A 23,709-nucleotide genomic window follows, 5' to 3' on the forward strand; every position below is an offset into this window, starting at 1 on the left:
CGCCCGGCACCGCAATGAGGTGCCGGGCGACTCTATGTGATCGCCTGTCCGGTCCTGGCAGGGCCAGGCGGTCCTGTGCGAGGGATCTACTGGGCGTCGTCGTCCTGGTCCACGGGGTCCTCGAGCAGCTCGTAGACGCCGTCGATGATTTGGTTCGGACGGAACGGGAAGTCCGCGATGCTGGCGCGGCTGGAGAGCCCGGTCATCACCAGGATCGTGTGCATCCCGGCCTCCATGCCGGCCACGATATCGGTGTCCATCCGGTCCCCGATCATCGCGGTCTCCATGGAATGCGCACCGAGATGATTCAGCGCCGATCGGAACATCATCGGGTTGGGCTTGCCGACCACATACGGGACCCGCCCGGTGGCCTTGGTGATCAGTGAGGCGATGGCGCCGGTGGCTGGCAGCACGCCCTCCGGGCTCGGCCCGGTCGCGTCGGGGTTGGTGAGGATGAACCGTGCGCCGTCGTTGATCAGCCGGACGGCCTTGGTGATGGCCTCGAAGCTGTAGTTCCTGGTCTCACCGACGACCACGTAGTCCGGATTGGTCTCGGTCATGATGAAGCCTGCCGCGTGGACCGCAGTGGTGAGTCCGGCCTCGCCGATGACGTAGCAGCTGCCCTGAGCGTTGGACTCCGGGTCGATCTGGTTCGCCAGGAACGTGGCAGAGGCCAGCGCTGAGGTCCAGATGCGCTCCTCCGGCACGACCAGTCCGGAATGTCGCAGCCGGGCGCTGAGATCCCGCGCGGTGAAGATCGAGTTGTTCGTCAGCACCAGGTAGGGGAGATCCTTGCGCCGCCACTGCTCCAGCAGCTCTGCGGCACCCGGAAGCGCCTCCTGCTCCCGGACGAGCACCCCGTCCATATCGGTCAGCCAGCATTCGATGTTCTCACCGTTCATGACCTGATCCTATGTCCTCCGGCCACAGGGCTACCAGCAATCAGCCCTGGGACCTGGGACACAGCCGCGATGCAGACCCTTGACGCGGCACTACCTCTATGGTTCATTAGTAGAGTAACTAACCATAGAGGTAGCGCACCGGGTATTGTCGAGGTGATCTCAAGGAGAGGCGGGTCAGGTCGTGGAAGAGGGTCGGGCACTCTTCGTGCAGATCGCCGAGCAGCTGGAGGCCTCCGTCCTTGACGGTTCCCTGGCTGAAGGCGAGCGTGCCCCCTCGACCAATGAGCTGGCATCCTTCCACCGGATCAATCCGGCCACGGCCGCCAAAGGCATCAACCTGCTGGTGGACCGCGGGATCCTGCTCAAGCGCCGAGGGCTGGGCATGTTCGTGGCTCCCGGCGCCCGGGAGATCCTCACTGCCCAGCGTCGTGCGCAGTTCGCCGCGAACTACCTCGACCCGGTCATCACCGAGGGCCGCGCCGTCGGACTCTCGGTGGACTCCATCATTGAGATGCTCCGCGCCAGGGCGTGAACAGCGCGCAGGGCGCCGAAGGAAGGAGTCGGTCATGAGCACCGCCATAGAACTGATCCGAGTCTCGCGCAGATATCGCAGTGCCACGGCGCTGCAGGAGATCTCGCTGCGGCTCGAGAAGGACGTCATCCACGGGCTGCTCGGTCGCAACGGTGCCGGGAAGACCACGCTGATGTCCATCGCCACAGCTCAGGACTGGCCCTCGAGCGGAGAGGTGCGGGTCCTGGGGGAGCGCCCGCATGAGAACGAGCAGGTGCTTCCGAAGATCTGCTTCGTCCGCGAGGAACAGCGCTACGTCGACGACGCGCTGGCCAAGCACGCCTTCGCAGCTGCAGGCCGGGCGTTTCCGAATTGGGACGCTGAGCTGGCCGCTCAGCTGGCCCGCGAATTCAGAGTCCCGGAGAAGACCCGGATCAAGAAGATGTCCCGAGGTCAGCGCTCCGCCGTCGGTGTCATCATCGGGATCGCCTCGCGAGCCGAGGTGACCTTCTTCGACGAGCCATACATGGGGCTTGATGCCGTGGCCCGCCAGCTGTTCTACGACCGGCTGCTCGAGGACTATGCCGAGCATCCGCGCACCGTCGTGATCTCCTCCCACCTGATCGATGAGATCGCGCACCTGATAGAGACCGTCGTGTTGATCGACCAGGGCCAGATCCTGCTCCAGGAGCCGGTGGAGCAGCTGCGCGACCGCGCCGTCACCCTGGTTGGCCGAGCAGACGCCGTGGCAGAGATTGCCGGCGCCAGAGAGGTGCTGCACCACGAAGCGATGGGGCGGATCGTGCGGACCACCGTCCTGGGCGCCCTCGACGAGACACAACGTCGGGCGTTGCAGGAGCGGGATGTGGATGTCGCCCCCGTCTCCCTGCAGCAGCTCATCGTGCGCCTCACGGCACGGGAGCATTCGATTCACCAGACCGTTGCGGATCCGACCGAGGAGGTGGCCCGATGAGCATCACCCTTGACCCCACGACTCCGGAGGCTCAGGGGGTGGGAACGAGGCGCTCCAGCTTCGCCCGAGTTCCCGCAGCCTTCAGGCTGCAGTTCACGGTGCCTTCGGCCATGATCGGAGTCCCGCTGGTCGTGTTCTTCGGTGCCTGGGCCGTGGCCGTCGGCATCGGCCACTGGGTGCGCTACCTGGCAGGCGGCGATCCGGGGCCCGGGTATACCGGGGCTGCACAGGCCACGGTCTGGGCACTGGCCTTCATGGCCGCCTACTCGGCCTCGCACACCTTCCCTTTCGCCATGGCGCTGAGCTACAGCAGAAGGGTCTTCGTGCTCGGGGCGTTCCTGGCCTTCGCGGCGGTGTCTGCCGGTTTCGGTGCACTCTTCTCGATCGCCATCCTCCTTGAACGTGCGACCAATGGGTTCTGGGCCGAGAGCTACAGCTTCGATCTGCCCTTCATGACTCAGAACGCCGGGGTACCAGGTGCTGGGCTTCTCGCGGGGGCACTGTGTCTGGCGGCCATGATGGTCGGGTTCTTCTGGTCGATCCTGTATCGGCGCGTCAGCCTGCTTCTCCTCTGGGTCATCATCCTGGGTCTCGTGGCGCTGTTGGCGGTCGTGGTCATGGTCACGACGCAGAACGAGTGGTGGCCCCATGTGGGGGACTGGTTGGCGGCGCAGAGCGCGTACTCCTTCGCCGGGTGGGTGTTGTTGCTGGTCCTGGGGGTGACCGCGCTGAACTATGGGGTGATCCGGCGAGCGGTGCCCACCGTCTGAACCGCCCCGGCCGCCAGGGCCGGGAAGCAGAAAGAAGGAAGCCCCAGATCGGCCAGCGTGAGGGGGACGCTTCATGGGCCGATCCGGGGCTTCCGAATCACTCGCACCTTGATGAGGTAGTCACTAATCTAAGGGGATTCCATGAACGGACACTTGCCGTTGGCTGGTGATCTACTGGGAATCCAGAACCTCGCGCTGGGCATGAGAAGAGCCCCGAGTCAGCCTGCGTGAGGGGACGCATCTATTGGCTGGCTCGGGGCTCTTAATCACTCGCACCTTGATGAGGTAATTAATACTCTAGGTGCCATTCTTGACGATTTCCCGTGCAGTTCCTGGGAGATCCCTGGGACTCTCTGTAGTCCAGGTCTTCGCCCAGCTGCGGGCGGTCTACTGATCCGGTCGCGGGGTGCCGGGGTGCAGCATCAGATGATCCCCGGAGATGGTGATCTGGTGCGTCCTCACCGGACGCAGCGCGGGGAGGGTCTCCGGGACGCCCGTACGCAGGCAGAACGCGGAGGCATGCATGGGGCATTCCAGGGTGTCCTCTTCGACGTATCCGTCGGAGAGTGACACTGCCTCATGGGAGCAGGTGTCGTCCAAGGCGTAGAAGCCGCCGTCTTCGGCGTGGACCACAGCGATGTCGTCGCTCCACCCAGTGTCCTGGGCGGAGACCCGGAAGACCTCACCCTCCGGGAACTTATCGGCCGGACCGAGGTCGAGCGGCGGGAGTGCATCGGTGGTGGACATCGGTACTGCCTCTCTGCGAAGAACTGTGTGCGCCTGCATTCTTTCAGACACGGTCACTCCGGGAGCTTGCCGCGCAGCTCCTCGAGCTTTCTGCGCTCCCGTTTGGTGGGACGCCCCGATCCACGCGCGCGCACCGGCAGTCCGACGTCGCGGGGCCGGACCCGTTCTGGCGAGTGGTCCCGATAGGCCTCCCTGGCAACAGGGGGTCCCACTCGTTTGGAGAGCGTGTGGACCACGTCCAGGATCAGCTCATGCCCGGGGCGACGGATATGAATCCGGGTTCCCGGCGCGATGCGCAGAGATGCCTTCGCCGGATTGCCGTCGATGGTGATGTGGCCGGCGCGGCAGGCCGCTGTCGCAGCGGAGCGGGTCTTGAAGAGCCGGACGGACCAGAGCCATGCATCGATGCGGACCGGACCGGTGGGGCCGGGGGTGGCGGCGGTCTCTGTCATGGGCTTAGTCTAGAGATTCATCTCCTGCGCTGCCCGGGGGCAGCTGGCGAACACACAGACCCCGCGTCCGGAAGTGTGAGGGGACACTGTTCCGAAACGCGGGGTCTGCTGAATCACTCGCACCTTCAAGAGGCACTCTCCAACCTAGGAGGCCTTCTTGGGTGTCCGGTGTTTGTGGGCTGGGAACTCTCTGAGGACAGGGAGTCGCGACGCCCGGAGGCTAGGCATCGTCCCCGGGGGTCTGGTTGTGATACTCCCCATCGCAGAATTCCACGGTCAGCCAGCCTGCGACCGGCTCGGCGGCCACCAGGACCGATTCCTCGTCGAGAGTCTCCACGTCGGTGTCGAGCAGAGTGAGAATGTTGCGCAGCGGCTCACGAAGCTCCTCGGGCACGAGGATGTAGTTCTGCTCGACGGCAGAATATATGTCGTCTAGAACGTCTTGTTCTTCAATCCCGGAATTCATATCTGATTCCAGTCCATCGATCATTGATCCGACGGACATGCAGGCTTCTTCTTCTGAGAAGTAAGCCCCAAGTTCCTCGGTCCTTTCGAGGTCGAGCGAGTCGGGATCCTGCAGCTCCCCACTGGGTCCTTCGGGCGAGGGAATCTCGCCGAGGTCTTCGCTGGGTGTGTCCTCGTCGGGGGTGTCTGTCTCGTCGGAATTCGGCGTTCCATCGGGCTGTGGGGACTCCGGCGCCTGGGAGCCGGGGGCCTCGGGGGCGTCGCTGGTCTCACTGCCGGTATTGGACTCGTCCTCTGCCATGCATCCCAGGAGCAGCAACGGTGCCATCGCCACCAGGGCAAGCGCGCCGCGGGCGCGAGTCCGCGGGGTCCCGACGCTTCGCTCCGGAGTGGTCTTCGAGGGGATGATCGATGTCATGCGTCCAGTGTTGCACGCGCTTCACACGGCCGGTCACGTTCTCATCACAATGGCTCCGAACCCTGGCGCAGTGAGCCTTCATTCGTCGCGGCAGTGGGATACTTTTCCGGCGGGGCAGTGCAGCGCCACGCGAGCGTCCTGCGGTAGTGACGTTCGTCAGCTGCGCTGCCCTTCCCTCGTTCCACCCGCGGCCAGGCGGCTGCGTGTGTTGACTCCCGCGCGCAGTCTTCGCTGATTCCCCTCGTTCACCTGCGCATCGTGTTCTGTTCGTTTCCACGATCACAGGCTGGTTAAAGTCACGCTGGAAGCTTTTCGAAAAACTCTTGTCGCAGACAACTAATCATGGGTTACAGTAGTCACGACTCGGCAGGCTGTACGCGCAGACTTCCCATCATCAAGTACAGTTCGCTGCTTCCCCAGTCGCCATATCTGCTCACGAATACTCTGCATGCACGTGCCTTGGCGTGCTGGCCCTCACCCACCCCGCAAGGGGCTTCCCGGTCTCCCAGCCGGCGATGAAAGAGGCCTCCAGCCGCTTGCCGCAGGTGCTGCCCCGGTGTTCGTGGAGCCGTTCTGATCTGAACGACTAGTGAGGAAGCACCCGTGCCGAAGAAACTCTCGTCTGCCGTCGTCGGCACTCTGGCCGTTGGCCTGACCATGCCGCTGACCGCGAATGCCGCCGCTGCGGACACCGCGCCGCTGAACGCGATGCCGCTGCCCGCGACCGGGGTGGATGCCCCCGCGATGAACGCCTCCGGGCTGAGCACCGTCGACATCTCCGCCACCCGAAATGCCACCCAGTTCAGGTTCCCGCTGGCTCAGCGCTCCTACAGCTACACCTCCCCCTACGGTCCACGCTGCATGCCAGCTCCGGGCGCCTCGACATGGCATCTGGGGCAGGACCTCGGGGCTGCTGATGGCAGTCCGATCTACTCGGTGGCCGAGGGCACCGTGGTGCGGACCTTCAACGGCAACCGGTACAACGCCGGCTACGTCGTCATAGAGCATCGGGTGGACGGCAAGACCTTCCACAGCGCGTATTACCACATGTGGGATGCGAACTCCCACGTCAGAGTTGGTCAGAGTGTCCAGGCCGGTCAGACGATCGCTCGGATCGGCAACTCGGGCCCGTCCACCGGCCCCCACCTGCACCTGGAGATCTGGGAAGGCGCCTGGATCAACGGCACCTCGCATGATCCGACCACCTGGCTGGCTCAGCGCGGCGTCAACCTGCGCGCCGGAGCTACCACGGTGCTCAACATCTCAACACCGTCCTCCTGCGACTACTACACCTCGACCTCCACCGCGCTGCGCTCCACGGCGAGCAGCTCCGGGGCGGTCATCACGCAGCTTGGAGCTGGCACAGCGCTGACAGCGGCGCCAGGGGCCATCAGCAACTCGATGCTGCGGGTGACGGCCAACGGCCGCACCGGCTGGGTGGCGCACTCGGCTGTGACGCCGAACCGCCCCGCAGGCACCGTGCCCGCCTCGAGCGCCCCGCAGGGCACCTCGATCACCCCCACCAAGTACCGGACCACCGCCTCGCTGAACGCCCGCAGCGGACCCGGAACCAACTACGCCGTCCAGCAGGGCCTGGCGTCAGGGACCGAGGTCACTGTCATCGCCACCCACGGCAGCTGGCTGAAGTTCAGCCGCAACGGCCAGACAGTCTGGTCCCACAGCGACTTCATGACGAAGGTGGCGACAACCCCGACGACGCCGACCACGGCGGCCAGCGGCACCTATAAGGTCCAGGCCGGTGTGAGTCTGCGGGCGCGCAGCGGCCCAGGCACCTCGAACTCGATCGTGAAGGTTCTCGACCCCGGCACCACCGTGAGCGTGACCGGGAAGAACGGTGACTGGTTCAGCTACCGCGATGGATCTCGGACGCTGTGGCTGCAGGGCAGCTTCCTGGAACAGGTGATGACGACTCCGACGACGCCGACCACGGCGGCCAGCGGCACCTATAAGGTCCAGGCCGGGGTGAGTCTGCGGGCGCGCAGCGGTCCAGGCACCTCGAACTCGATCGTGAAGGTGCTCGACCCGGGCACCACGGTGAGCGTGACCGGGAGGAACGGTGAGTGGTTCAGCTACCGCGACGGATCTCGGACCCTGTGGCTGCAGGCCACCTGGTTGGACCAGGTCACCACCCCGACGACGGCGGCCAGCGGCACCTATCAGGTCCAGTCCGGGGTGAGCCTGCGGGCGCGCAGCGGCCCAGGGACCTCCAATTCTATTGTGAAGGTGCTCAACCCGGGCACCACGGTGAGCGTGACCGGGAGGAACGGTGAGTGGTTCAGCTACCGCGACGGATCCCGGACCCTGTGGCTGCAGGCCACCTGGTTGGACCAGGTCAGCGCGTCGTCGGGCAGCTCGTCGAACACCGGGTCGACCACGGCGGCCAGCGGCACCTATAAGGTCCAGTCCGGGGTGAGTCTGCGGGCGCGCAGCGGTCCAGGCACCTCGAACTCGATCGTGAAGGTGCTCAACCCGGGCACCACGGTGAGTGTGACCGGGAGGAACGGTGAGTGGTTCAGCTACCGCGACGGATCCCGGACGCTGTGGCTGCAGGCCACCTGGTTGGACCAGGTCACCACCCCGACGACGGCGGCCAGCGGCACCTATCAGGTCCAGTCCGGGGTGAGTCTGCGGGCGCGCAGCGGCCCAGGGACCTCCAATTCGATCGTGAAGGTGCTCAACCCGGGCACCACGGTGAGTGTGACCGGGAGGAACGGTGAGTGGTTCAGCTACCGCGACGGATCCCGGACCCTGTGGCTGCAGGCCACCTGGCTGGACCGGGTCACCACCTCGACCGGTGCCGGTTCGGGCACCGAGACGATCCCCGGTGGCCCAGAGTCCTCCAGCTCCACGCCCACCACGAGCAGCGGCCAGTACACCGTGAAGAGTGGAGTGAACCTCAACGCGCGCACGGGAGCGAGCACCTCAAGCTCCAGCGCCAAGGTGCTTGCACCCGGCACAAGGATCTCCATCACCGGTGAGCAGAACGAATGGGTCAGCTTCAAGGACGGGTCACGGACCCTCTGGGTGCATTCTGGATACCTGGACCAGGCATCGGCTAACCAGGACGCCGAGCGCACCAGCGCCGCCAGCGGCGCATACCGGGTCAAGAACGGCGTGAGCCTGCGCGCACGCAGCGGCGCCAGCACCTCGAGCTCGATCGTGAAGGTTCTGAATCCGGGCACCACCGTGGAGATCACGGGAAAGAACGGAGCGTGGTTCAGCTACAAGGACGGCTCACAGACGCTGTGGGTGCAGGCAAGCTTCCTTGATCAGGTCACAGGTTCCACCGGCAACGGCTCCTCCTCCAACACGGGCTCAAACGCGGGCTCGAACACCGGGTCCTCCTCGACCAGCGCGGCCAGTGGCACGTTCCAGGTCAAGTCCGGTGTGAACCTCAACGCTCGGACCGGCGCATCGGCGACCAGCTCCAGCGCGAAGGTGCTGGCCCCGGGGACGAAGATCTCCATCACTGGCAAGCAGGGCGACTGGGTCAGCTATAAGGATGGCTCCCGGACGCTGTGGGTGCACTCGGGCTACCTGACCCAGGCGTCGGGATCCAGCTCGAACGGTTCCGGCAGCGGCTCCTCCTCGAACACGGGCTCGAACACCGGGTCCTCCTCGACCAGCGCGGCCAGTGGCACGTTCCAGGTCAAGTCCGGTGTGAACCTCAACGCTCGGACCGGCGCCTCGGCGACCAGCTCCAGCGTGAAGGTGCTGGCCCCGGGCACGAGGATCTCCATCACCGGCAAGCAGGGCGACTGGGTCAGCTATAAGGATGGCTCCCGGACGCTGTGGGTGCACTCGGACTATCTGACCCAGGCGTCGGGATCCAGCTCGAACGGTTCCGGCAACGGCTCCTCCAACACGGGGTCGAACTCCGGGTCCTCCTCGAACACGGGGTCGAACTCAGGGTCCTCTTCAGGGTCCACGGGTTCGACCACCTCGGCGAGCGGGAAGTACCACGTCAAGAACAACGTCTACCTGAACGCGCGCAGCGGCCCCGCCACCTCGCACCCGATCGTGTTGAACCTCAACCCCAAGCGGGAGTTCGAGATCACCGGTCGCAGCGGCAACTGGGTGAGCTTCGTGTTCAGCGGCAAGACCGTCTGGGTGGACTCCACCTACATCAACTCCGGTCCCGCCAGCAGCTCCGGGTCCAGCAGCTCCGGGTCCAGCAGCTCCGGGTCCAGCAACAGCGGATCCAGCAGCTCCACCCCCACCCTGGCCAACTCGACGAACAGCAAAAGCAAGGTCGTCGGAACCGCCTACGCCACGGCCCAGGTCAACGTCCGGATGGGCCCGAGCACACAGAACAGCGCGATGTTCTCCGTGCGCACCGGCACCAAGGTCGAGCTGCTTGAGAAGAAGTCCAACGGCTGGCAGGAGATCAAGGTCAACGGCGCCACCGGCTGGATGTCGGCGCAGTACCTCTCCACCTCCGCCCCGGCGACCTCCGGCTCGAACAACTCCGGTTCGAATTCCGGGTCCTCCGGCAGCGGCTCCTCCACCGCTCCGTCGACCGCGAGCATGCACAAGAAGAGCGCCAACGGACCGTACAGCTCGGCCTGGGACAAGCTGGCCCAGTGCGAATCCGGTGGGAACTGGAAGATCAACACCGGCAACGGCTTCTACGGCGGCATCCAGTTCAGCCCCGAGTCCTGGAAAGAGGTGGGCGGCTCCGGCTTCCCGCACCAGGCGAGCAAGGAGGAGCAGATCAAACGGGCCTACATGCTCTGGAAGAAGCAGGGCTGGAAGGCCTGGCCCCACTGCACCTCCCAGCTGGGCCTCAAGGGCGACCCCGGTGGCTACGGGGACGACTACTACAAGGTCCACCCCAGCGCGAAGACCGCCTCATCGGTCTCCTCCGCCGGAACCTGGACCTCCTCCCACAGTGTGCCGCTGCGCGAGACCGCCGCCACTTCGAGTGACAAGCTCGTCCAGATCCCGCGCGGCGCTCAGCTCGAGCAGCTCCAGCGCGAAGGATCCTGGCTGAAGGTGCGCTTCACGCAGGGTGGGGACACCCACACCGGCTGGGTCAACACCAGCTACATCCTGCAGGCCTGAGCCCCCGGTTCAGTCCCTCGGTGCCCAGCACCGGCAGAACCCTCCAGGACTGTTCAGGAAGCGGCACCACCAGGTGCCGCTTCCTGAACAGCCGCGCTGCGCGCGGGCAACCTGATCACGCACGACGACGGCGGGCTCGACTCCCTGATTCGCGGGAGAGTCGCGCCCGCCGTCGTCGTCTCGGTGATCAGCAGTCCCGAGGAGCGGCAGTGCGCCGTGTCAGCGGAAGCGGGCCTGCACGGCGTCGCCGTGTGCTGGGAGGCCTTCGGTCTGCGCCAAGGCCGAGACGTGGTCTGCCACCGCGCGCAGTCCTTCACGTCCATAGTGGATGACCTGCTGGGAGCGCAGGAAGCTGGAGGCGTTGAGCCCCGAGGAGTAAGCGCTGGCGCCCCCGGTGGGCAGCACATGGTTCGATCCGGCGCAGTAGTCGCCCAGAGACACCGGGGTGTGGGCCCCGACGAACACCGCCCCGGCATTGTGGATCCGCTCCACGATTCCGGCATCATCGCGCGTCATCAGCTCCAGGTGCTCCGCGCCGTAGGCATTGGCGATCTCCACGCCCTGGTCCATGGTGTCCACCACGAGCACCGCAGACTGGGTGCCGCTCAGCGCCTGCTTCACCCGGTCCACATGCCGAGTCTCCTGCGCCTGCTGCTCGACCTGGGTCAACACGGCCTCGGCCAATGACATCGAAGGGGTCACGAGCACCGCTGCCGCCAGTGCGTCGTGCTCGGCCTGGGAGATCAGATCCGCCGCGATCAGCTCCGCGGGAGCCTCCTCGTCAGCGAGCACCATGATCTCGGTGGGTCCGGCCTCGGAGTCGATGCCCACCACCCCCTGGACCGCGCGCTTGGCGGTGGCCACGAAGATGTTCCCGGGCCCGGTGATCAGCGAGACCGGCGGGCACACCTGCTGGCCAGCCTCGTCCTTGGCGCCATAGGCGAACATCGCCACCGCCTGCGCGCCGCCGACCGCGTAGACCTCCTCGATCCCCAGCAGGTGCGCGGCGCCGAGGATGCTCGGGTGCGGCAGCCCGCCGAAGTCGGCCTGCGGCGGAGACGCGATGGCCAGCGAGCTGACCCCTGCCACCTGCGCCGGAACCACGTTCATCACCACCGAGGAGGGATAGACCGCCTGGCCACCGGGCACGTAGAGCCCCACCCGGCGGATCGGGACCCAGCGGTTGAGCACCCGGGCGTCCGGTCCGGGGGAGACCTTGGAGGATTCGGGGAGCTGCGCGTCATGGACCTGCCTGGCACGCAGGATCAGCTCCTGAAGTGCGGCGCGGACCTCGGGCTGCAGCTGCTCGGCCGCCTCCCGGAGCTTCTCCGCCGGGACCCGCAGCGAGGGCGGACGCACGCCGTCGAACTTCTCGGAGTATTCGAACAGGGCGGAGACGCCATCGCGCCGCACGTTCTGAAGGATCGGGGCCACGGTCTCGATGGTGGTCGAGATGTCCTGCGAGGCGCGGGGCAGCACGGCGGCGGCGTCGATCGTGCGCCCGCGCAGATCCTTGAGGGTGAGCATGGGTCTCCTAGTGGGTGCGGTCAGTGTTCACCCGCGGGCTCGCAGGTGGACACCCCTCCATTGTCTCCATACCGGCCGCCTTGCGCCCACTTCGTGACGTGAGAGCCCACACACCGGATGTTCCGCGGTGTTCCAGTGCCCGTTCAGAACGCCATGGCAAGATGCTGGCCATGGTCTTTTCCCGGATGGATTCTTCACCGAGCTCACCTGCCTTCACCGCGGCAGACACCACGGACGTCACCCCGGAGGAGCCGACCCCCACCGAGGGGGTCGGTGACGTCGTCGAAGAGAGCGTCCCGGAGGGACTGGAGTCCCTGATCGTCGAGCAGGGCCCCTTCTTCGGGATCATCACCGGCCTGGTCATCGCGCTGCTGGTCGCCCTGGTGGTCACGGTGATGTCCTCGATGCTGCTCAAGCAGATCTTCCGGCACCACGACGGGGTCAAGCAGGCGGTGAACCGCACCCGGACCCCGCTGTTCATCACGCTGGTGCTCATCGGCGCCTGGTTCACGCTGAACATCACGCTCAGCGCCGCCACCTGGTTCCAGCCGGTCTCCTTCGTGCTGCTGGTCGCCGTGGTGATCGGTCTCGCCTGGTGGGCGCTGCGGATCGTGCGCATCGTCGAGGCGATGATCTACTCCCGGTACATCGGCTACTCCGAGGGGGAGCTGGACGTGGAGGACCGGCGCGGGCGCCGCCTGGCCACCCAGGTCTCGCTGATCCGACGCATCCTCACCGCAGTCATCATCACCCTGGCCGTGGCGGCGATCCTGCTGATGATCCCGCAGGTGCGTGCGCTCGGCGCGGGGCTGCTCGCCTCCGCCGGTGTGGCCTCGGTGGTGGTGGGCCTGGCCATGCAGTCGGTGCTCACCAACGTCTTCGCCGGCATCCAGCTGGCCTTCACCGATTCCATCCGCGCCGGAGACGTCGTCGTGGTCGAGGGCAACTTCGGCACGGTGGAGGACATCACGCTGACCGCCGTGGTCATCAAGTCCTGGGATGAGCGGCGCTTCATCTACCCCTCCAGCTACTTCGTGGCCACCCCGTTCGAGAACTGGACCCGGGTGGGCACCGACATCCTGGGCACCGTGGAGCTCGACGTCGACTGGCGGGTCCCAATGGACCCGCTGCGCGCCCGGCTGAAGCGGCTGCTGGACTCCGCCGAGCTCTGGGACGGCCGGGACTACTCGTTGCAGGTCACCGACGCGGTGGGCGGCATGGTCAAGGCCCGCGTGGTGGTCTCCGCGCGGAACTCCGGGGAGCTCTGGGATCTGCGCTGCCTGATCCGCGAGGACCTGGTGAACTACCTGCGCGCCGAACATCCGTATGCGGTGTTCACCCAGCGGATGCTGCTGACCAACGAAGAAGCCCTGGCGCGGTCCTCGGACCCGGTGCGCACCGGCCAGGTCGGCGTGGTGGACTCCGGGGCCGACTCCCAGCCGGTCACCCAGGCGGGGGAGGGAGCATCGGTCTTCACCGGCTCCATCGCCGCGGTCCAGCGCAACCGCGAGTTCTCCGGCCCCGGTGCCGATGCCTACCGGGAGCGGCTGGAGCGCCAGGAGGAACGCCAGGACGGTCAGGAGCTCGACGCCGACGGCACCGCCTACCCCGAGGATGTCGCCGCCACGCAGGCGATCCAGGTGCCCGAGGGTGAAGCAGCGCGGGCAGAGGCCACGCAGACGCGCGAGGTCTCAGCCAGTCAGGACGCCACTGAGGAGACCTTCGGGGCCGCCGCCAAGCGTCGTCCTGGTACGCCGCCGCGCCCGGGTTCCCAGCGCTGAGCCCAGCCCGCGCTCAGGGCCCTGTCCGCGCGCTGACCCGAGCCCGAGCACTGCCTGCGGGTGCTCCGCCGTGCGAGCTGGCTCAGTCCTCCGGCGGACGTGCCGCCCGGGCTGCGCTGGCCTTGGCGGAGCTCTTCGCCTTGGCCGACTTATAGGCGTCCACGGTGTTGATCGCCTCGGTGGTGGGTTCCGCGGTGCCGTCGCCGCCGCCGTACTCCGCCACTGCCGCGTCCGCGCCGACGCGCTGCTCCGCAGCGTCCTCATCCGGGGAGCCGGTGCGCTTGTCCACGGCCCACTGCACCATCGAATCAGGCATGAAGCGCAGCCCGGCGGTGAGCACCTGGTAGCTGCGCGCCGGCACGCAGGTCGCCGCGCCCTGGGCGTTGGCCGTCAGGGCCTGGCGCACGACGTCGTCGGCGTCCAGCCACATCCAGCGCTTCGCCGATTTGATCGTGATGCCAGAGCGCTGATGAAACTCGGTGCGCACCAGCCCGGGGACCAGGGCGGTCACCGTCACCCCGCGAGAGCGCAGCTGAGAGTGCAGCCCCTTGGAGAAGTTGATCACCCAGGACTTCGCCGCCGAGTAGGTCCCGGTGGGGGTGTACCCCGCCACGGAGGCCACATTGATGATCCGCCCGCCACGACGGCGTGCCATCGCGTTCGCGGCGGTGTGGGAGAGCTCCATGGTGGTCTGAACATGAAGTCGCAGCAGGTCGCGCTCGGCCTGGAGATCCGAGTCGATGAAATCTGTGGCCAGCCCGTGCCCGGCGTTGTTCACCAACAGGTGCACCGGGTGGGTGCGATCGGCGAGTCGCTCCTGGACCGCGGCCACGCCATCGTCGGTGACCAGGTCGGCAACGATGACCGAGGTCTTCACCCCGTATTGGGAAGCCATGGATTCCGCCTGCATTCGCAGGCGCTTCCCATCGCGGGCCACCAGGACGAGGTCGTAGCCCTGGGCGGCCAGCTGGCGAGCAAATGCTGCGCCCAGGCCGGCGGTGGAACCGGTGATGACGGCCGTGTGGTTGCTCATGCTGGCTATCCTAGAGGGCAGAGATGGGCGCTGCGATCAGCGTTCTGTCAGGAGCGTCGGGTCCTGAGCCTGAATCCACACACCAGGAGGGTCATTGCGCTGGAAGAGACGTGCCGCATGGGGACACCGCCCCCTGGCGGCCGATGAATGGGCGGTGCTGCATGCCGAGATCGTCGCCGAGGACCTGATCGCCGTGGATGACGCGGTGGAGGAGCTCACCGGCTTCATGGACCCCTTCCGCGCCGACATCGCAGAGGGACCGCTGGTGGGGGTCACCGATGGCCAGCTGGCCGTGGCGAAGGCCGAGTTCCACGAGCCGCGAGGCCGGCGCGGGCTGAAGCTGAGCTTCTACGCCGCGGGACCGGCCGACGGACCCGCCGAGGACGCCTTCGCCCGGCTGAACTCCGCCGCCTCGGCGTTTCTGGACCACCTCACGGCCGAGGGGATCGCGGTGGAGTCGATCCGCTGGATCGAGGCCGACCACATCCCGCGACCCTTCTGAGGGCCCCTGCCGGTGCGCATCTGAGCGCCCGGGCCGGTGCGCTCACCGGCCCGGGTCACCGCTCGCCGAGGTGTTCCAGATGCTTCAGCTGCGCGGCAGCGATCTTGGTGGTGATCCCTGCCGGCAGCCCCGCCCGCTCGCCGTAGATCAGCCTGCCCAGCGCCGCCGCGTCCAAAGCGACTCCCCGCTGCGCCGCGTCGTCCAAGAGGGAGCGCACCTGGTCCAGGCGTTCCTGGCGGTGGGTGAGATAGCGCCGCGCCGCAGCGGCGACACTGGGCTGGGCCGGCCCGTGGGCCGGCAGGAGCCGCGCGTGGACGTACTGTTCCAGGCGTTGAAGGCTGTGCAGGAAGTCGGTCAGTGTCCCGTCAGGGTGATCCAGCATCGTGGTGCCTTCGCCCAGGATGGTGTCCCCGGTGAACATGGCCTGTTCAGCACCTTCCGCAGCGCCCTGGAGCCAGAAGCAGACCGAATCCGAGGTGTGTCCCGGGGTGTGCAGCACGCTGAGCCGGAGCTGAGCGAGCTCGAGCACCTCACCGTCGGTCAGCGCCGCGGCGGGCCGGCCGGGCGCATCGATGCACTGCTGCGGGCCGTGTCCGCGCACCGGCGCCGCGAAGGCCGCACCGAAGCTCGCAGCCGCCCCGGAGTGGTCGGCATGACGGTGGGTGAGCAGGATCTGCGCCACCTCACGGTCGCCGACGACGGCGCGCACGCGATCCAGGTGATCCGGATGGTCGGCCGGCCCGGGATCGATGATGATCAGCTGCCGCGCCTGATCGCCGCCCAGGACGTAGGTGTTGGTCCCCTGAAGCGTCATCGGGGAGGGGTTCTCGCAGGTGATCGAGTGCACCAGGCTGGCCTGTGACATGAAATCAGCCTACCGAGGTTCACGCGTAGGCTGGGCCCATGGCCCAGAACAGTGAAGCTCAGCCCACCACCGAACCGCAGAAGACCGCAGGCACGGAGCACTCCACCAAGGGTGCCTACGTGACCGGCGGCGAGTTCACCCGTGACACCAACTACATCGAGGATCGCGTCGTCGCAGATCCGCAGGCGGTGCGCTCGGCTCCGCAGGAGGAGCCCTCCTCCATCGGTGATCCGCGCATGGCGGGTCTGACCGAGGGGGGACAGGCCTGGCCGGTCGAGCCCGACCGTTACCGACTCGTCGCGGCCCGCGCCTGCCCCTGGGCCCACCGCTCCATCATCATCCGCCGCCTGCTCGGCCTCGAGGACGTCATCTCACTGGGAACCCCCGGGCCGACCCACGACGCGCGGTCCTGGACCTTCGACCTGGACTCCGGCGGAGTCGACCCGGTGCTCGGCACCGAGCGGCTCCAGCAGAACTACTTCGCCCGGTTCCCGGACTACCCGCGGGGCATCACCGTCCCGGCTCTGGTGGACATCCCCTCCGGGGGTGTGGTCACCAACAACTATCCGCAGCTGACCTATGACCTCTCCACCCAGTGGAGCGCCCATCATCGGAGCGGGGCACCCGACCTGCTTCCCGAGGACAAGCTCGATGAGATGCTCCCGGTGATCAAGCGGATCTTCACCGAGGTCAACAACGGCGTCTACCGGGCGGGCTTCGCAGGCTCCCAGAGCGCCTACCAGGATGCCTACGACCGTCTCTTCACCGCGATGGACTGGCTGGAGGATCGGCTCGCCGGCAGCCGCTACCTGATGGGAGAGCACATCAGCGAGGCTGATGTGCGGCTGTTCACCACCTTGGTCCGCTTCGACCCGGTCTACCACGGACACTTCAAGTGCAATCGGAACAAGCTCTCCGAGATGCCGAACCTCTGGGCCTACGCCAGGGACCTGTTCCAGACCCCGGGCTTCGGCGACACCGTGGACTTCGACCAGATCAAACGGCACTACTACGAGGTCCACGAGGACATCAACCCCACTCAGATCGTCCCGGTGGGCCCGGACCTGCAGAACTGGCTGAGCGATCACGGGCGCGAGGCACTGGGCGGATCGCCCTTCGGCGCCGGCACGGCTCCCGGCCCGGTGGCACCCTCGGAGCGGTCGGCCGGAGCCAACCCGCTCTACGGCTGATAGGTGACGATCACCTGGGAGTCGTCGTGCCGGGTCAGACCGGCGTCGGCGGCTTCCAGGTACTTCGCGCGCGCGGCCTCGAGCATCGGGGCCTGGAAGCCATGCGCGCTGGCAATCTCGCTCACCAGTGACGAGTCCTTCACAAAAATTCCCACTGCACTGGCCACCTGTGCATCCTGGCCCTGCAGCATCCTCGGCCCCCGGTCGCTGAGCATGAATGAGCCCGCCGCGCCTTCGGCCACCGCCTCGAGCACCTGGGCCTGATCGAGTCCCAGCCGATCCGCCAGGGCCAGCGCCTCGGCGGCGGCCACGATGTGCACCGAGCACAGCAGCTGGTTGATCGCCTTGAAGGACTGGCCGTCGCCGATCTCGGTCCCGCATTCCACGATGCCGCCCATCGACTCCAGCAGGGTCCGGTTCTGCTCCACCGCGGTGGGTTCGGCGGAGACAAACAGGCGCAGCGAGCCCTCGGCGGCGCGGGCGATCCCGCCCGTGACCGGTGCGTCGATCAGCGTGATCCCGCGCTCGGTGGCGGGGATGCTCAGCTGCTGCACCGCCTCGGGGCCCACCGTGCTCATCACGATCAGACTCGAGCCCGGCCGCATCGCGCTGAGCAGACCGGCTGATCCCTGATCCGGGGATCCCAGGGCGGCGCTGCGCAGCTGATCCCCGGTGGCCACCATGACGATCACCGCGTCGGCCGTGGCGGCAGAGGCCGCCGAGTCCTCGGCTCGCAGGCCCTGCTGTGCGGCCGCCGCCCGCTGCTCCGCCGAGAAGTCGACGGTGGTCAGCTCGAATCCCGCGCTCGCGACCCGGGCGGCCATCGGCAGGCCGATGGCGCCGATGCCGACGAAGGTTACCTGCTGCGTGGTCGAGTGCTGGCTCATCTGTGGTCCTCGTCTCGTGATTGGCTTCACATTCTGATTCCGCCATGTTAGCTTATGTGAACTTGCTTGTGAATATTCACACAAAGGGACGGGCCGGTCCTCGCACCGGCGGAACACGAGAGGGAGGGACCTCATGGCGCTGCGCATAGGCGTGCTGGCGGACGATTTCACCGGAGCCACCGACATCGCCGGGTTCCTGGTCTCGGCCGGGATGACCACCGTCCAGTTCACCAGCCCCGAGGGCCTGCCGGAACAGCTCGACGATCGCGTGGACGCCGCGGTGATCAGCATGAAGACCCGCTCCATCGCACCCGGCGACGCCGTGGCGCAGAGCCTTCAGGCGCTGAACGCACTGCGAGCTCACGGCGCCGAGCAGATCATCTTCAAATACTGCTCCACCTTCGACAGCACCGGTGAGGGCAACATCGGCCCGGTCACCGACGCCCTCCTCGACGCCATGGGGGAGACCTTCACCGTGCTCGCCCCGGCGCTGCCGGTCAACGGGCGCACCGTGTATCAGGGGCACCTCTTCGTCCATGACCAGCCGCTGGATGAATCCGGGATGCGCGACCACCCGGTCACCCCGATGACCGACTCCAGCCTGGTTCGACTCATCCAGGCACAGGCCCAGGGCAGCGCCGTCGTCATTCCCTATGCCACGGTCCAGGCCGGACCGGAGGCCGTGCAGCAGGCCCTGCAGGATGCCCGGTCCTCCGGCGCGCGCTACGCCGTGCCCGACACCCTGGACATGCGCCACCTCGAGACCCTGGGAGCGGCGCTCACCGACATGCCGCTGATCACCGGGGGCTCCGGGATCGGCTACGGACTGGCCCGCGCAGTGACCCAGACCCGCGCAGTGACCCAGACCCGCGCAGTGACCCAGACCCGCGAGACAGGGCAGGACGCCGGGGCTTCCCGCTCTGCCGACGCGGACTGGACCTTCACCTCCGGGCCCGCCGTGGTGCTCTCCGGATCCAGCTCCCAGATGACCAATGCTCAGGTGCGCGACTACCGCGGCCGCGCCGCGGCCCTGCCCCTGGAGATCAGCTCGGTGCTCGCGGACGCGGAGGGCTATTGCACCGAGGTCGTGAGCTGGGTGATGGAGCAGCAGTCCGCGGACACGCCGGCCCCACTGGTCTACGCCACCGCCTCTCCCGAGGAGGTCCGCGCCGCCCAGCGGGAACACGGCGCCCAGGAGCTCTCCGCGGCGATCGAGAAGTTCTTCGCCCGGCTTGCCCGCGCCCTGCGCGAACACGGCACCCGCCGCTTCATCGTCGCCGGCGGGGAGACCTCCGGGGCCGTCACCCAGGGGCTTGGAGTGCGCGGATTCGAAGTTGGGCCGCAGATCGCGCCGGGAGTCCCGTGGACCCGTACCCTGCCCGGCGAGCATCCGCAGCCCGCCGGCGAGGAGACCCTCGATCTCGCGCTGAAATCCGGGAACTTCGGCGAGGAGGACTTCTTCGCCGCCGCCCAGCAGCTGGTCTCCCAGCAGCCCTCGACCCAGGAAGGTCGAGCCTGATGCCCCAGTTCGCCGCCAACCTCACCCTGATGTTCACCGAGCGTGACTTCCTGGATCGCTTCTCCGCCGCCTCCGAGGCCGGATTCCGCGCCGTGGAGTACCTCTTCCCCTATGAGCATTCGGCCGAGGACGTCGCGGCCGCGCTGCACGGCGCCGGTCTGACCCAGGCGCTGTTCAACGCTCCGGCCGGGGACTGGGCCGCAGGGGAGCGCGGCATCGCTTCACTGCCCGGGCGCGACGACGAGTTTGCCGCCGGTCTGCTGACCGCCATGGACTACGCCCAGGCGCTGGACTGCCGGCAGATCCATGTGATGGCAGGGATCCCGGGAGCCGATCCGGACGCTCGCACCCGCTATGTCCGACGACTCCGGGAGGCCGCCGAGGTGGCCGCCGCCCACGGGGTGCGCGTGCTCGTCGAGCCGATCAACCCGGTGGACATGCCGGGATACTTCGTGGACAGCGTGCGTGCGGGCGTGGAGCTGCTGGAGGAGATCGATCACCCCAACACCGGCCTGCAGCTGGACCTGTACCACGCGCAGATCACCGATGGGGATCTCACCCGGCTGATCAAGCGCGTCGCCCCGGTGACCGATCACATCCAGATCGCCTCCGTGCCGGAGCGGCACGAACCCGACTCCGGCGAGCTCAACCATCCCTACCTCTTCGAGCTGCTGGATGCCGCGGGGTACACCGGCTGGGTCGGCTGCGAATACCGTCCCGCCGGAAGCACCGAGGACGGCCTCGGCTGGTTCGCCCGCCATCGAGAGACCCAGACCGGTGCCGCCCGGCCCGGATTCACCAGGCCTGGATTCACCCAGCCTGGATCTTCGCAGTCCGGTCATCTTCCCGCCGGGGACCAGCCGTGATCCCGGACGAGCGCCGTCGTCGACTGGTGCACATGGTCGCGGAGCAGGGCGCGGTGAGCATCGCCGCGCTCACCGAGGTCCTGGGCGTCTCGCATATGACCATCCGCCGCGACATCAAGATGCTCGAAGACGCCGGCCGCCTGGTCTCGGTCAGCGGGGGAGTCACCATGCCCTCCCGGATCCAGCTCGACGCCACCCACCAGGCGAAGCTGGACATCCGCCCCGGCGAGAAGGACTCCATCGCCGCCCGCGCCGCGGACCTGGTCTCCGCCGGGGACCTGGTCTACCTCGACGCCGGCACCACCATGCTCGCGCTGGCGCGCACCCTGGTGGCGCGGGCCGGGACCGAGGGCCTCGACGTCGTGACCAACGATCTGCTCGTCGCGGCGGCCGTCGGCGAGCACCCGCAGGCCCGGGTCCATGTCCTGGGCGGACGGCTGGACTCCAGGAACATGTCCACCGACGGTCCGCTCACCGCCGCGGAGCTCGCCGAGTTCAACATCGACCTGGCCTTCGTCTCTGCCTCCAGCTTCGATCTGCGCGGACTCTCGGTGCACAGCCAGGCCAAGGTCATCGTCAAACGCGCGATCATCGAGAACTCCCGGCGCGCCTATCTGGCCACCGACAGCTCGAAATATGGGCGGGTGGCCGCCTTCAAGGCCATCCCCTTCGAGGCGTTCGAGGGCATCATCACCGATCCAGCCCTCCCCGAGCCTGCCCGCGAGCGCGCGGCGGAGCTCGGCGTGGACCTGATCACGGCAACTGCTTCCACCCGAAAGGACACCACTGCGCCATGAACATCGTCGTCACCGGAGGTGCCGGCTTCCTCGGCAGCCGGGTCATCACCGAACTGCTCGCCGCCGCCGACGCCGGGAAGCTCCCGCACCCGCTCACCAAGGTGATCTCGCTGGACCTGGCGGCCTGCCCGATCCAGGACCCACGCGTGGTCTCGCTCACCGGGGACTTCGCCGACCCGGCTCTGCTGCGGCAGGCCGTCGACGCCGACACCGCGGGGATCTACCACCTCGCGGCGGTGCTCTCCGGCGGATCGGCCGAGGACTTCGACCTCTCGCACCGGGTCAACGTCGAGGCGACGCATCGGCTGCTCGAAGCAGCCCGCGCCATCGGCTCCCGGCCGACCTTCGTCTTCACCAGCTCGCTGGCGGTCTTCGGCGGAGCCATGCCCGAGGTCGTCCCGGGCAATCTCGCGACCCAGCCGGAATCCACCTACGGCGCGTTCAAGGCCATGGGTGAGCTGCTGGTCAATGAGTACTCGCGCAAGGGCTGGGTCGACGCACGGATCGCCCGGCTGCCCACCATCTCGGTGCGCCCGGGCAGGCCGAACTCCGCGGCCTCCTCCTTCGCCAGCGGGATCATCCGCGAACCGCTTCAGGGGATCCCGGCGGTGTGCCCGGTGCCGCTGGACACCCGGATGTGGCTCTCCTCCCCGAACACCGCCGTGGCCAACCTGGTCCACGCCTACCTGGTGCCCGCCGCCGAGCTTCCCGCCTGGCGGGTGCTCGACATCCCCGGTGTCAGCGTCACCGTGGGCGAGATGCTCCACGCCCTGGAGGCCGTCGGCGGCGCCGAGGCCCGTGCCCTGGTCAGCGAGGTCCCCGACGAATCGATCATGGAGATCGTCTGCTCCTGGCCCGGCGTCTTCGACATCGAGCGGACCCTCGCCCTGGGCTTCGCCCCGGACCACAGCTTCGAATCCGCAGTGCGGCAGTTCCACGCCGAATTCATCGCCTGACCTGCAGACCTGCAGACCCGCATGACGTGTCAAGGAGGACACTATGACTGAAACGATGGGCTCCTCGGAGCTCGCGGCCATCATCGGCCTGGCGGCCGCGGTGGCGCTGCTGATCTTCTTCGTGCTGCGGACGAAGATCCACGCGGTGCTGGCGCTGATCATCGCGGCCTCCATCGCCGGGCTCGCCGCGGGCATGGCCCCGGATGAGGTGATCGACTCGATCACCACCGGCTTCGGCTCCACGCTGGCCACCATCGGCCTGGTCATCGGCCTGGGCGTGATGATGGGCCGGATCTTGGAGGTCTCCGGAGCTGCCGAGAAGCTCGCCTACACGTTGATCCGCTGGTTGGGGAAGAAGAAGGAGGAGTGGGCGCTCGCCGGCGCCGGCTTCATCATCTCGATCCCGATCTTCGTGGACAGCGCCTATGTGATCCTCTCGCCACTGGTGAAGTCGCTCAGCCGCACCACCGGGCGTTCGATCCTGACGCTGGGCATCTCGCTGGCCGGCGGTCTGATCCTGACCCATCACGCCGTGCCGCCCACACCAGGTCCGCTCGGTGCCGCCGGGATCTTCGGCGTCAGCATCGGGGAGATGATCCTCTGGGGCATCATCCTGACCCTGCCCGCGCTGTTCTTGATCGTGCTCTACGCCAAGATCATGGGACCACGCATCGAGGCGATGATCGAGGCCGACACCGGAGAGGCGCTGACCCCCACCGAGGCCTTCGACGAGTTCCAGGTCCGCGCCGAGGAGCGTGAGAAGCAGCTGCCCTCGCTGTTCCTCGCGATCCTGCCGATCCTGCTGCCGATCGTGCTGATCTTCTTCAACACCCTCTCTGCCTACATCGCCGATGCCGGGATCCTCGACCTCCCAGCGACCCTGGTCTCGATCGCGGCCTTCATCGGCAACCCGGTGATCGCGCTGCTCGCCGGCGTGCTGGTGGCCATCTACGGCCTGACCCGCAGGCAGAGCCGGCAGGGAACCCTGGATGACATGGAGCACGGCGTCCAGGCGGCGGGCATCATCCTGCTGGTCACCGGCGCCGGCGGAGCGCTCGGCGCGGTGCTGCGTGACAGCGGCACCGGTGACTCCATCGGCGCCTGGGTCGCAGGACTGCCGCTTCCCACCATCATGATCCCGTTCCTGATCGCCACCGTGGTGCGCATCATCCAGGGCTCCGGCACCGTCGCGATCATCACCGCAGCCTCGATCTCCGCCCCGATCCTCGCCCAGGTGCCCGATGTGAACATGGTGCTCGCCGCGCAGGCCGCCGCACTGGGCTCGCTGTTCTTCGGCTACTTCAACGACAGCTTCTTCTGGGTGGTCAACCGGATGCTCGGGGTGAAGAACGCCAAGCACCAGATGCTGGTCTGGTCCATCCCGACCACCATCGGCTGGGCCACGACCCTGGTGATGCTGCTCATCGCCAGTGCGATCTTCTAGAGCCGCACATGAGAATCTG

The 23,709-nt window shown here is 67.4% G+C and carries 20 protein-coding genes; 12 read left to right on the top strand and 8 right to left on the bottom strand.

The genetic code is table 11. The features are described 5' to 3' along the window. Positions 1–86: 86 nt before the first annotated feature. Complete coding sequence (locus tag HNR11_RS06160) at positions 87–902, bottom strand: HAD-IIA family hydrolase (RefSeq protein ID WP_058888116.1); 816 nt, start codon at positions 900–902, stop codon at positions 87–89. Positions 903–1,083: 181 nt separating this feature from the next. Here HNR11_RS06160 and HNR11_RS06165 point away from each other — a divergent pair, with 181 nt between their 5' ends. The 3 genes from HNR11_RS06165 to HNR11_RS06175 are packed head-to-tail and all read left to right on the top strand — an operon-like array spanning position 1,084 to position 3,156. Continuing rightward, the gene (locus tag HNR11_RS06165) at positions 1,084–1,434 is read left to right on the top strand and encodes a GntR family transcriptional regulator (RefSeq protein ID WP_179441569.1); all 351 of its coding nucleotides are present in this window, start codon (positions 1,084–1,086) and stop codon (positions 1,432–1,434) included. 34 nt (positions 1,435–1,468) lie between these two features. Next, complete coding sequence (locus HNR11_RS06170) at positions 1,469–2,386, top strand: ATP-binding cassette domain-containing protein (RefSeq protein WP_179441570.1); 918 nt, start codon at positions 1,469–1,471, stop codon at positions 2,384–2,386. Further along, positions 2,383–3,156, top strand: coding sequence for a hypothetical protein (locus HNR11_RS06175; RefSeq protein ID WP_179441571.1), 774 nt, complete (start codon positions 2,383–2,385; stop codon positions 3,154–3,156). Before HNR11_RS06170 ends, HNR11_RS06175 begins: the two co-directional genes overlap by 4 nt. A 387-nt stretch (positions 3,157–3,543) precedes the next feature. Here HNR11_RS06175 and HNR11_RS06180 read toward each other — a convergent pair whose 3' ends face one another. The 3 genes from HNR11_RS06180 to HNR11_RS06190 form a co-directional block, all read right to left on the bottom strand. Further along, complete coding sequence (locus HNR11_RS06180) at positions 3,544–3,903, bottom strand: Rieske 2Fe-2S domain-containing protein (RefSeq protein ID WP_179441572.1); 360 nt, start codon at positions 3,901–3,903, stop codon at positions 3,544–3,546. Between the two features lie 53 nt (positions 3,904–3,956). Next, the gene (locus tag HNR11_RS06185) at positions 3,957–4,355 is read right to left on the bottom strand and encodes an RNA-binding S4 domain-containing protein (RefSeq protein ID WP_179441573.1); all 399 of its coding nucleotides are present in this window, start codon (positions 4,353–4,355) and stop codon (positions 3,957–3,959) included. 220 nt (positions 4,356–4,575) lie between these two features. Next, on the bottom strand, positions 4,576–5,238 hold the full coding sequence (locus HNR11_RS06190; protein WP_179441574.1) for a hypothetical protein: 663 nt from the start codon (positions 5,236–5,238) through the stop codon (positions 4,576–4,578). Between the two features lie 603 nt (positions 5,239–5,841). Between HNR11_RS06190 and HNR11_RS06195 the strand changes: the two genes are divergently transcribed. Further along, positions 5,842–10,323 (top strand): SH3 domain-containing protein, encoded by a 4,482-nt coding sequence (locus HNR11_RS06195; protein ID WP_179441575.1) that lies wholly within the window; start codon positions 5,842–5,844, stop codon positions 10,321–10,323. 219 nt (positions 10,324–10,542) lie between these two features. Here HNR11_RS06195 and hisD read toward each other — a convergent pair whose 3' ends face one another. Continuing rightward, the gene (gene hisD / locus HNR11_RS06200; RefSeq protein WP_179441576.1) at positions 10,543–11,850 is read right to left on the bottom strand and encodes a histidinol dehydrogenase; all 1,308 of its coding nucleotides are present in this window, start codon (positions 11,848–11,850) and stop codon (positions 10,543–10,545) included. A 185-nt stretch (positions 11,851–12,035) separates the two neighbouring features. Between hisD and HNR11_RS06205 the strand changes: the two genes are divergently transcribed. After that, a complete protein-coding gene (locus HNR11_RS06205; protein ID WP_246310331.1) occupies positions 12,036–13,631 on the top strand; it encodes a mechanosensitive ion channel family protein in 1,596 nt (531 codons plus the stop codon). Positions 13,632–13,713: 82 nt separating this feature from the next. Here the strand turns inward: HNR11_RS06205 and HNR11_RS06210 are convergent, their stop codons facing one another. Continuing rightward, positions 13,714–14,664: an SDR family NAD(P)-dependent oxidoreductase gene (locus HNR11_RS06210; protein ID WP_179441577.1), complete on the bottom strand. Its 951-nt coding sequence runs from the start codon at positions 14,662–14,664 to the stop codon at positions 13,714–13,716. A gap of 94 nt (positions 14,665–14,758) precedes the next feature. Here HNR11_RS06210 and HNR11_RS06215 point away from each other — a divergent pair, with 94 nt between their 5' ends. After that, on the top strand, positions 14,759–15,166 hold the full coding sequence (locus HNR11_RS06215) for a hypothetical protein (RefSeq protein WP_179441578.1): 408 nt from the start codon (positions 14,759–14,761) through the stop codon (positions 15,164–15,166). Between the two features lie 55 nt (positions 15,167–15,221). Here HNR11_RS06215 and HNR11_RS06220 read toward each other — a convergent pair whose 3' ends face one another. Continuing rightward, on the bottom strand, positions 15,222–16,031 hold the full coding sequence (locus HNR11_RS06220; RefSeq protein WP_179441579.1) for an MBL fold metallo-hydrolase: 810 nt from the start codon (positions 16,029–16,031) through the stop codon (positions 15,222–15,224). A 38-nt stretch (positions 16,032–16,069) separates the two neighbouring features. Here HNR11_RS06220 and HNR11_RS06225 point away from each other — a divergent pair, with 38 nt between their 5' ends. Then, positions 16,070–17,221 (top strand): glutathione S-transferase family protein, encoded by a 1,152-nt coding sequence (locus tag HNR11_RS06225; protein WP_179441580.1) that lies wholly within the window; start codon positions 16,070–16,072, stop codon positions 17,219–17,221. On the opposite strand, the gene HNR11_RS06230 is transcribed toward HNR11_RS06225, so the two are convergent. Next, complete coding sequence (locus HNR11_RS06230) at positions 17,212–18,294, bottom strand: NAD(P)-dependent oxidoreductase (RefSeq protein WP_343050602.1); 1,083 nt, start codon at positions 18,292–18,294, stop codon at positions 17,212–17,214. The two genes, HNR11_RS06225 and HNR11_RS06230, sit on opposite strands and share 10 nt — an antisense overlap. Here HNR11_RS06230 and otnK point away from each other — a divergent pair. From otnK to HNR11_RS06255, 5 genes are read left to right on the top strand one after another with little or no spacing between them, the layout of a single operon-like run. Further along, positions 18,242–19,627 carry a 3-oxo-tetronate kinase gene (otnK, locus tag HNR11_RS06235; protein WP_179441582.1) on the top strand — a complete coding sequence of 462 codons (1,386 nt, stop codon included), beginning with the start codon at positions 18,242–18,244 and terminating at the stop codon, positions 19,625–19,627. The genes HNR11_RS06230 and otnK overlap by 53 nt on opposite strands. After that, complete coding sequence (gene otnI / locus HNR11_RS06240; RefSeq protein WP_179441583.1) at positions 19,627–20,493, top strand: 2-oxo-tetronate isomerase; 867 nt, start codon at positions 19,627–19,629, stop codon at positions 20,491–20,493. The genes otnK and otnI overlap by 1 nt, the downstream gene beginning before the upstream one ends. Then, complete coding sequence (locus tag HNR11_RS06245) at positions 20,490–21,290, top strand: DeoR/GlpR family DNA-binding transcription regulator (protein WP_058888210.1); 801 nt, start codon at positions 20,490–20,492, stop codon at positions 21,288–21,290. Before otnI ends, HNR11_RS06245 begins: the two co-directional genes overlap by 4 nt. After that, complete coding sequence (gene denD, locus HNR11_RS06250) at positions 21,287–22,246, top strand: D-erythronate dehydrogenase (RefSeq protein ID WP_179441584.1); 960 nt, start codon at positions 21,287–21,289, stop codon at positions 22,244–22,246. The genes HNR11_RS06245 and denD overlap by 4 nt, the downstream gene beginning before the upstream one ends. A gap of 43 nt (positions 22,247–22,289) precedes the next feature. Continuing rightward, positions 22,290–23,690 (top strand): GntP family permease, encoded by a 1,401-nt coding sequence (locus HNR11_RS06255; protein ID WP_246310333.1) that lies wholly within the window; start codon positions 22,290–22,292, stop codon positions 23,688–23,690. The last annotated feature ends 19 nt before the right edge of the window (positions 23,691–23,709 follow it).

Origin of the sequence: Nesterenkonia sandarakina (assembly GCF_013410215.1) — a bacterium.
GTDB classification, from domain to species: Bacteria; Actinomycetota; Actinomycetes; order Actinomycetales; family Micrococcaceae; genus Nesterenkonia; species Nesterenkonia sandarakina.

Bases quoted from the DNA above. Each gene is read 5' to 3' on its own strand.
- HNR11_RS06160 (WP_058888116.1), bottom strand. From the start codon at position 902: ATGAACGGTGAGAACATCGAATGCTGGCTGACCGATATGGACGGGGTG.
- HNR11_RS06170 (WP_179441570.1), top strand. From the start codon at position 1,469: ATGAGCACCGCCATAGAACTGATCCGAGTCTCGCGCAGATATCGCAGT.
- HNR11_RS06175 (WP_179441571.1), top strand. From the start codon at position 2,383: ATGAGCATCACCCTTGACCCCACGACTCCGGAGGCTCAGGGGGTGGGA.
- HNR11_RS06180 (WP_179441572.1), bottom strand. From the start codon at position 3,903: ATGTCCACCACCGATGCACTCCCGCCGCTCGACCTCGGTCCGGCCGAT.
- HNR11_RS06185 (WP_179441573.1), bottom strand. From the start codon at position 4,355: ATGACAGAGACCGCCGCCACCCCCGGCCCCACCGGTCCGGTCCGCATC.
- HNR11_RS06190 (WP_179441574.1), bottom strand. From the start codon at position 5,238: ATGACATCGATCATCCCCTCGAAGACCACTCCGGAGCGAAGCGTCGGG.
- hisD (WP_179441576.1), bottom strand. From the start codon at position 11,850: ATGCTCACCCTCAAGGATCTGCGCGGGCGCACGATCGACGCCGCCGCC.
- HNR11_RS06205 (WP_246310331.1), top strand. From the start codon at position 12,036: ATGGATTCTTCACCGAGCTCACCTGCCTTCACCGCGGCAGACACCACG.
- HNR11_RS06210 (WP_179441577.1), bottom strand. From the start codon at position 14,664: ATGAGCAACCACACGGCCGTCATCACCGGTTCCACCGCCGGCCTGGGC.
- HNR11_RS06220 (WP_179441579.1), bottom strand. From the start codon at position 16,031: ATGTCACAGGCCAGCCTGGTGCACTCGATCACCTGCGAGAACCCCTCC.
- HNR11_RS06225 (WP_179441580.1), top strand. From the start codon at position 16,070: ATGGCCCAGAACAGTGAAGCTCAGCCCACCACCGAACCGCAGAAGACC.
- otnK (WP_179441582.1), top strand. From the start codon at position 18,242: ATGGCGCTGCGCATAGGCGTGCTGGCGGACGATTTCACCGGAGCCACC.
- HNR11_RS06230 (WP_343050602.1), bottom strand. From the start codon at position 18,294: ATGTCGGTGGCTCCGGTGAAATCGTCCGCCAGCACGCCTATGCGCAGC.
- otnI (WP_179441583.1), top strand. From the start codon at position 19,627: ATGCCCCAGTTCGCCGCCAACCTCACCCTGATGTTCACCGAGCGTGAC.
- denD (WP_179441584.1), top strand. From the start codon at position 21,287: ATGAACATCGTCGTCACCGGAGGTGCCGGCTTCCTCGGCAGCCGGGTC.
- HNR11_RS06255 (WP_246310333.1), top strand. From the start codon at position 22,290: ATGACTGAAACGATGGGCTCCTCGGAGCTCGCGGCCATCATCGGCCTG.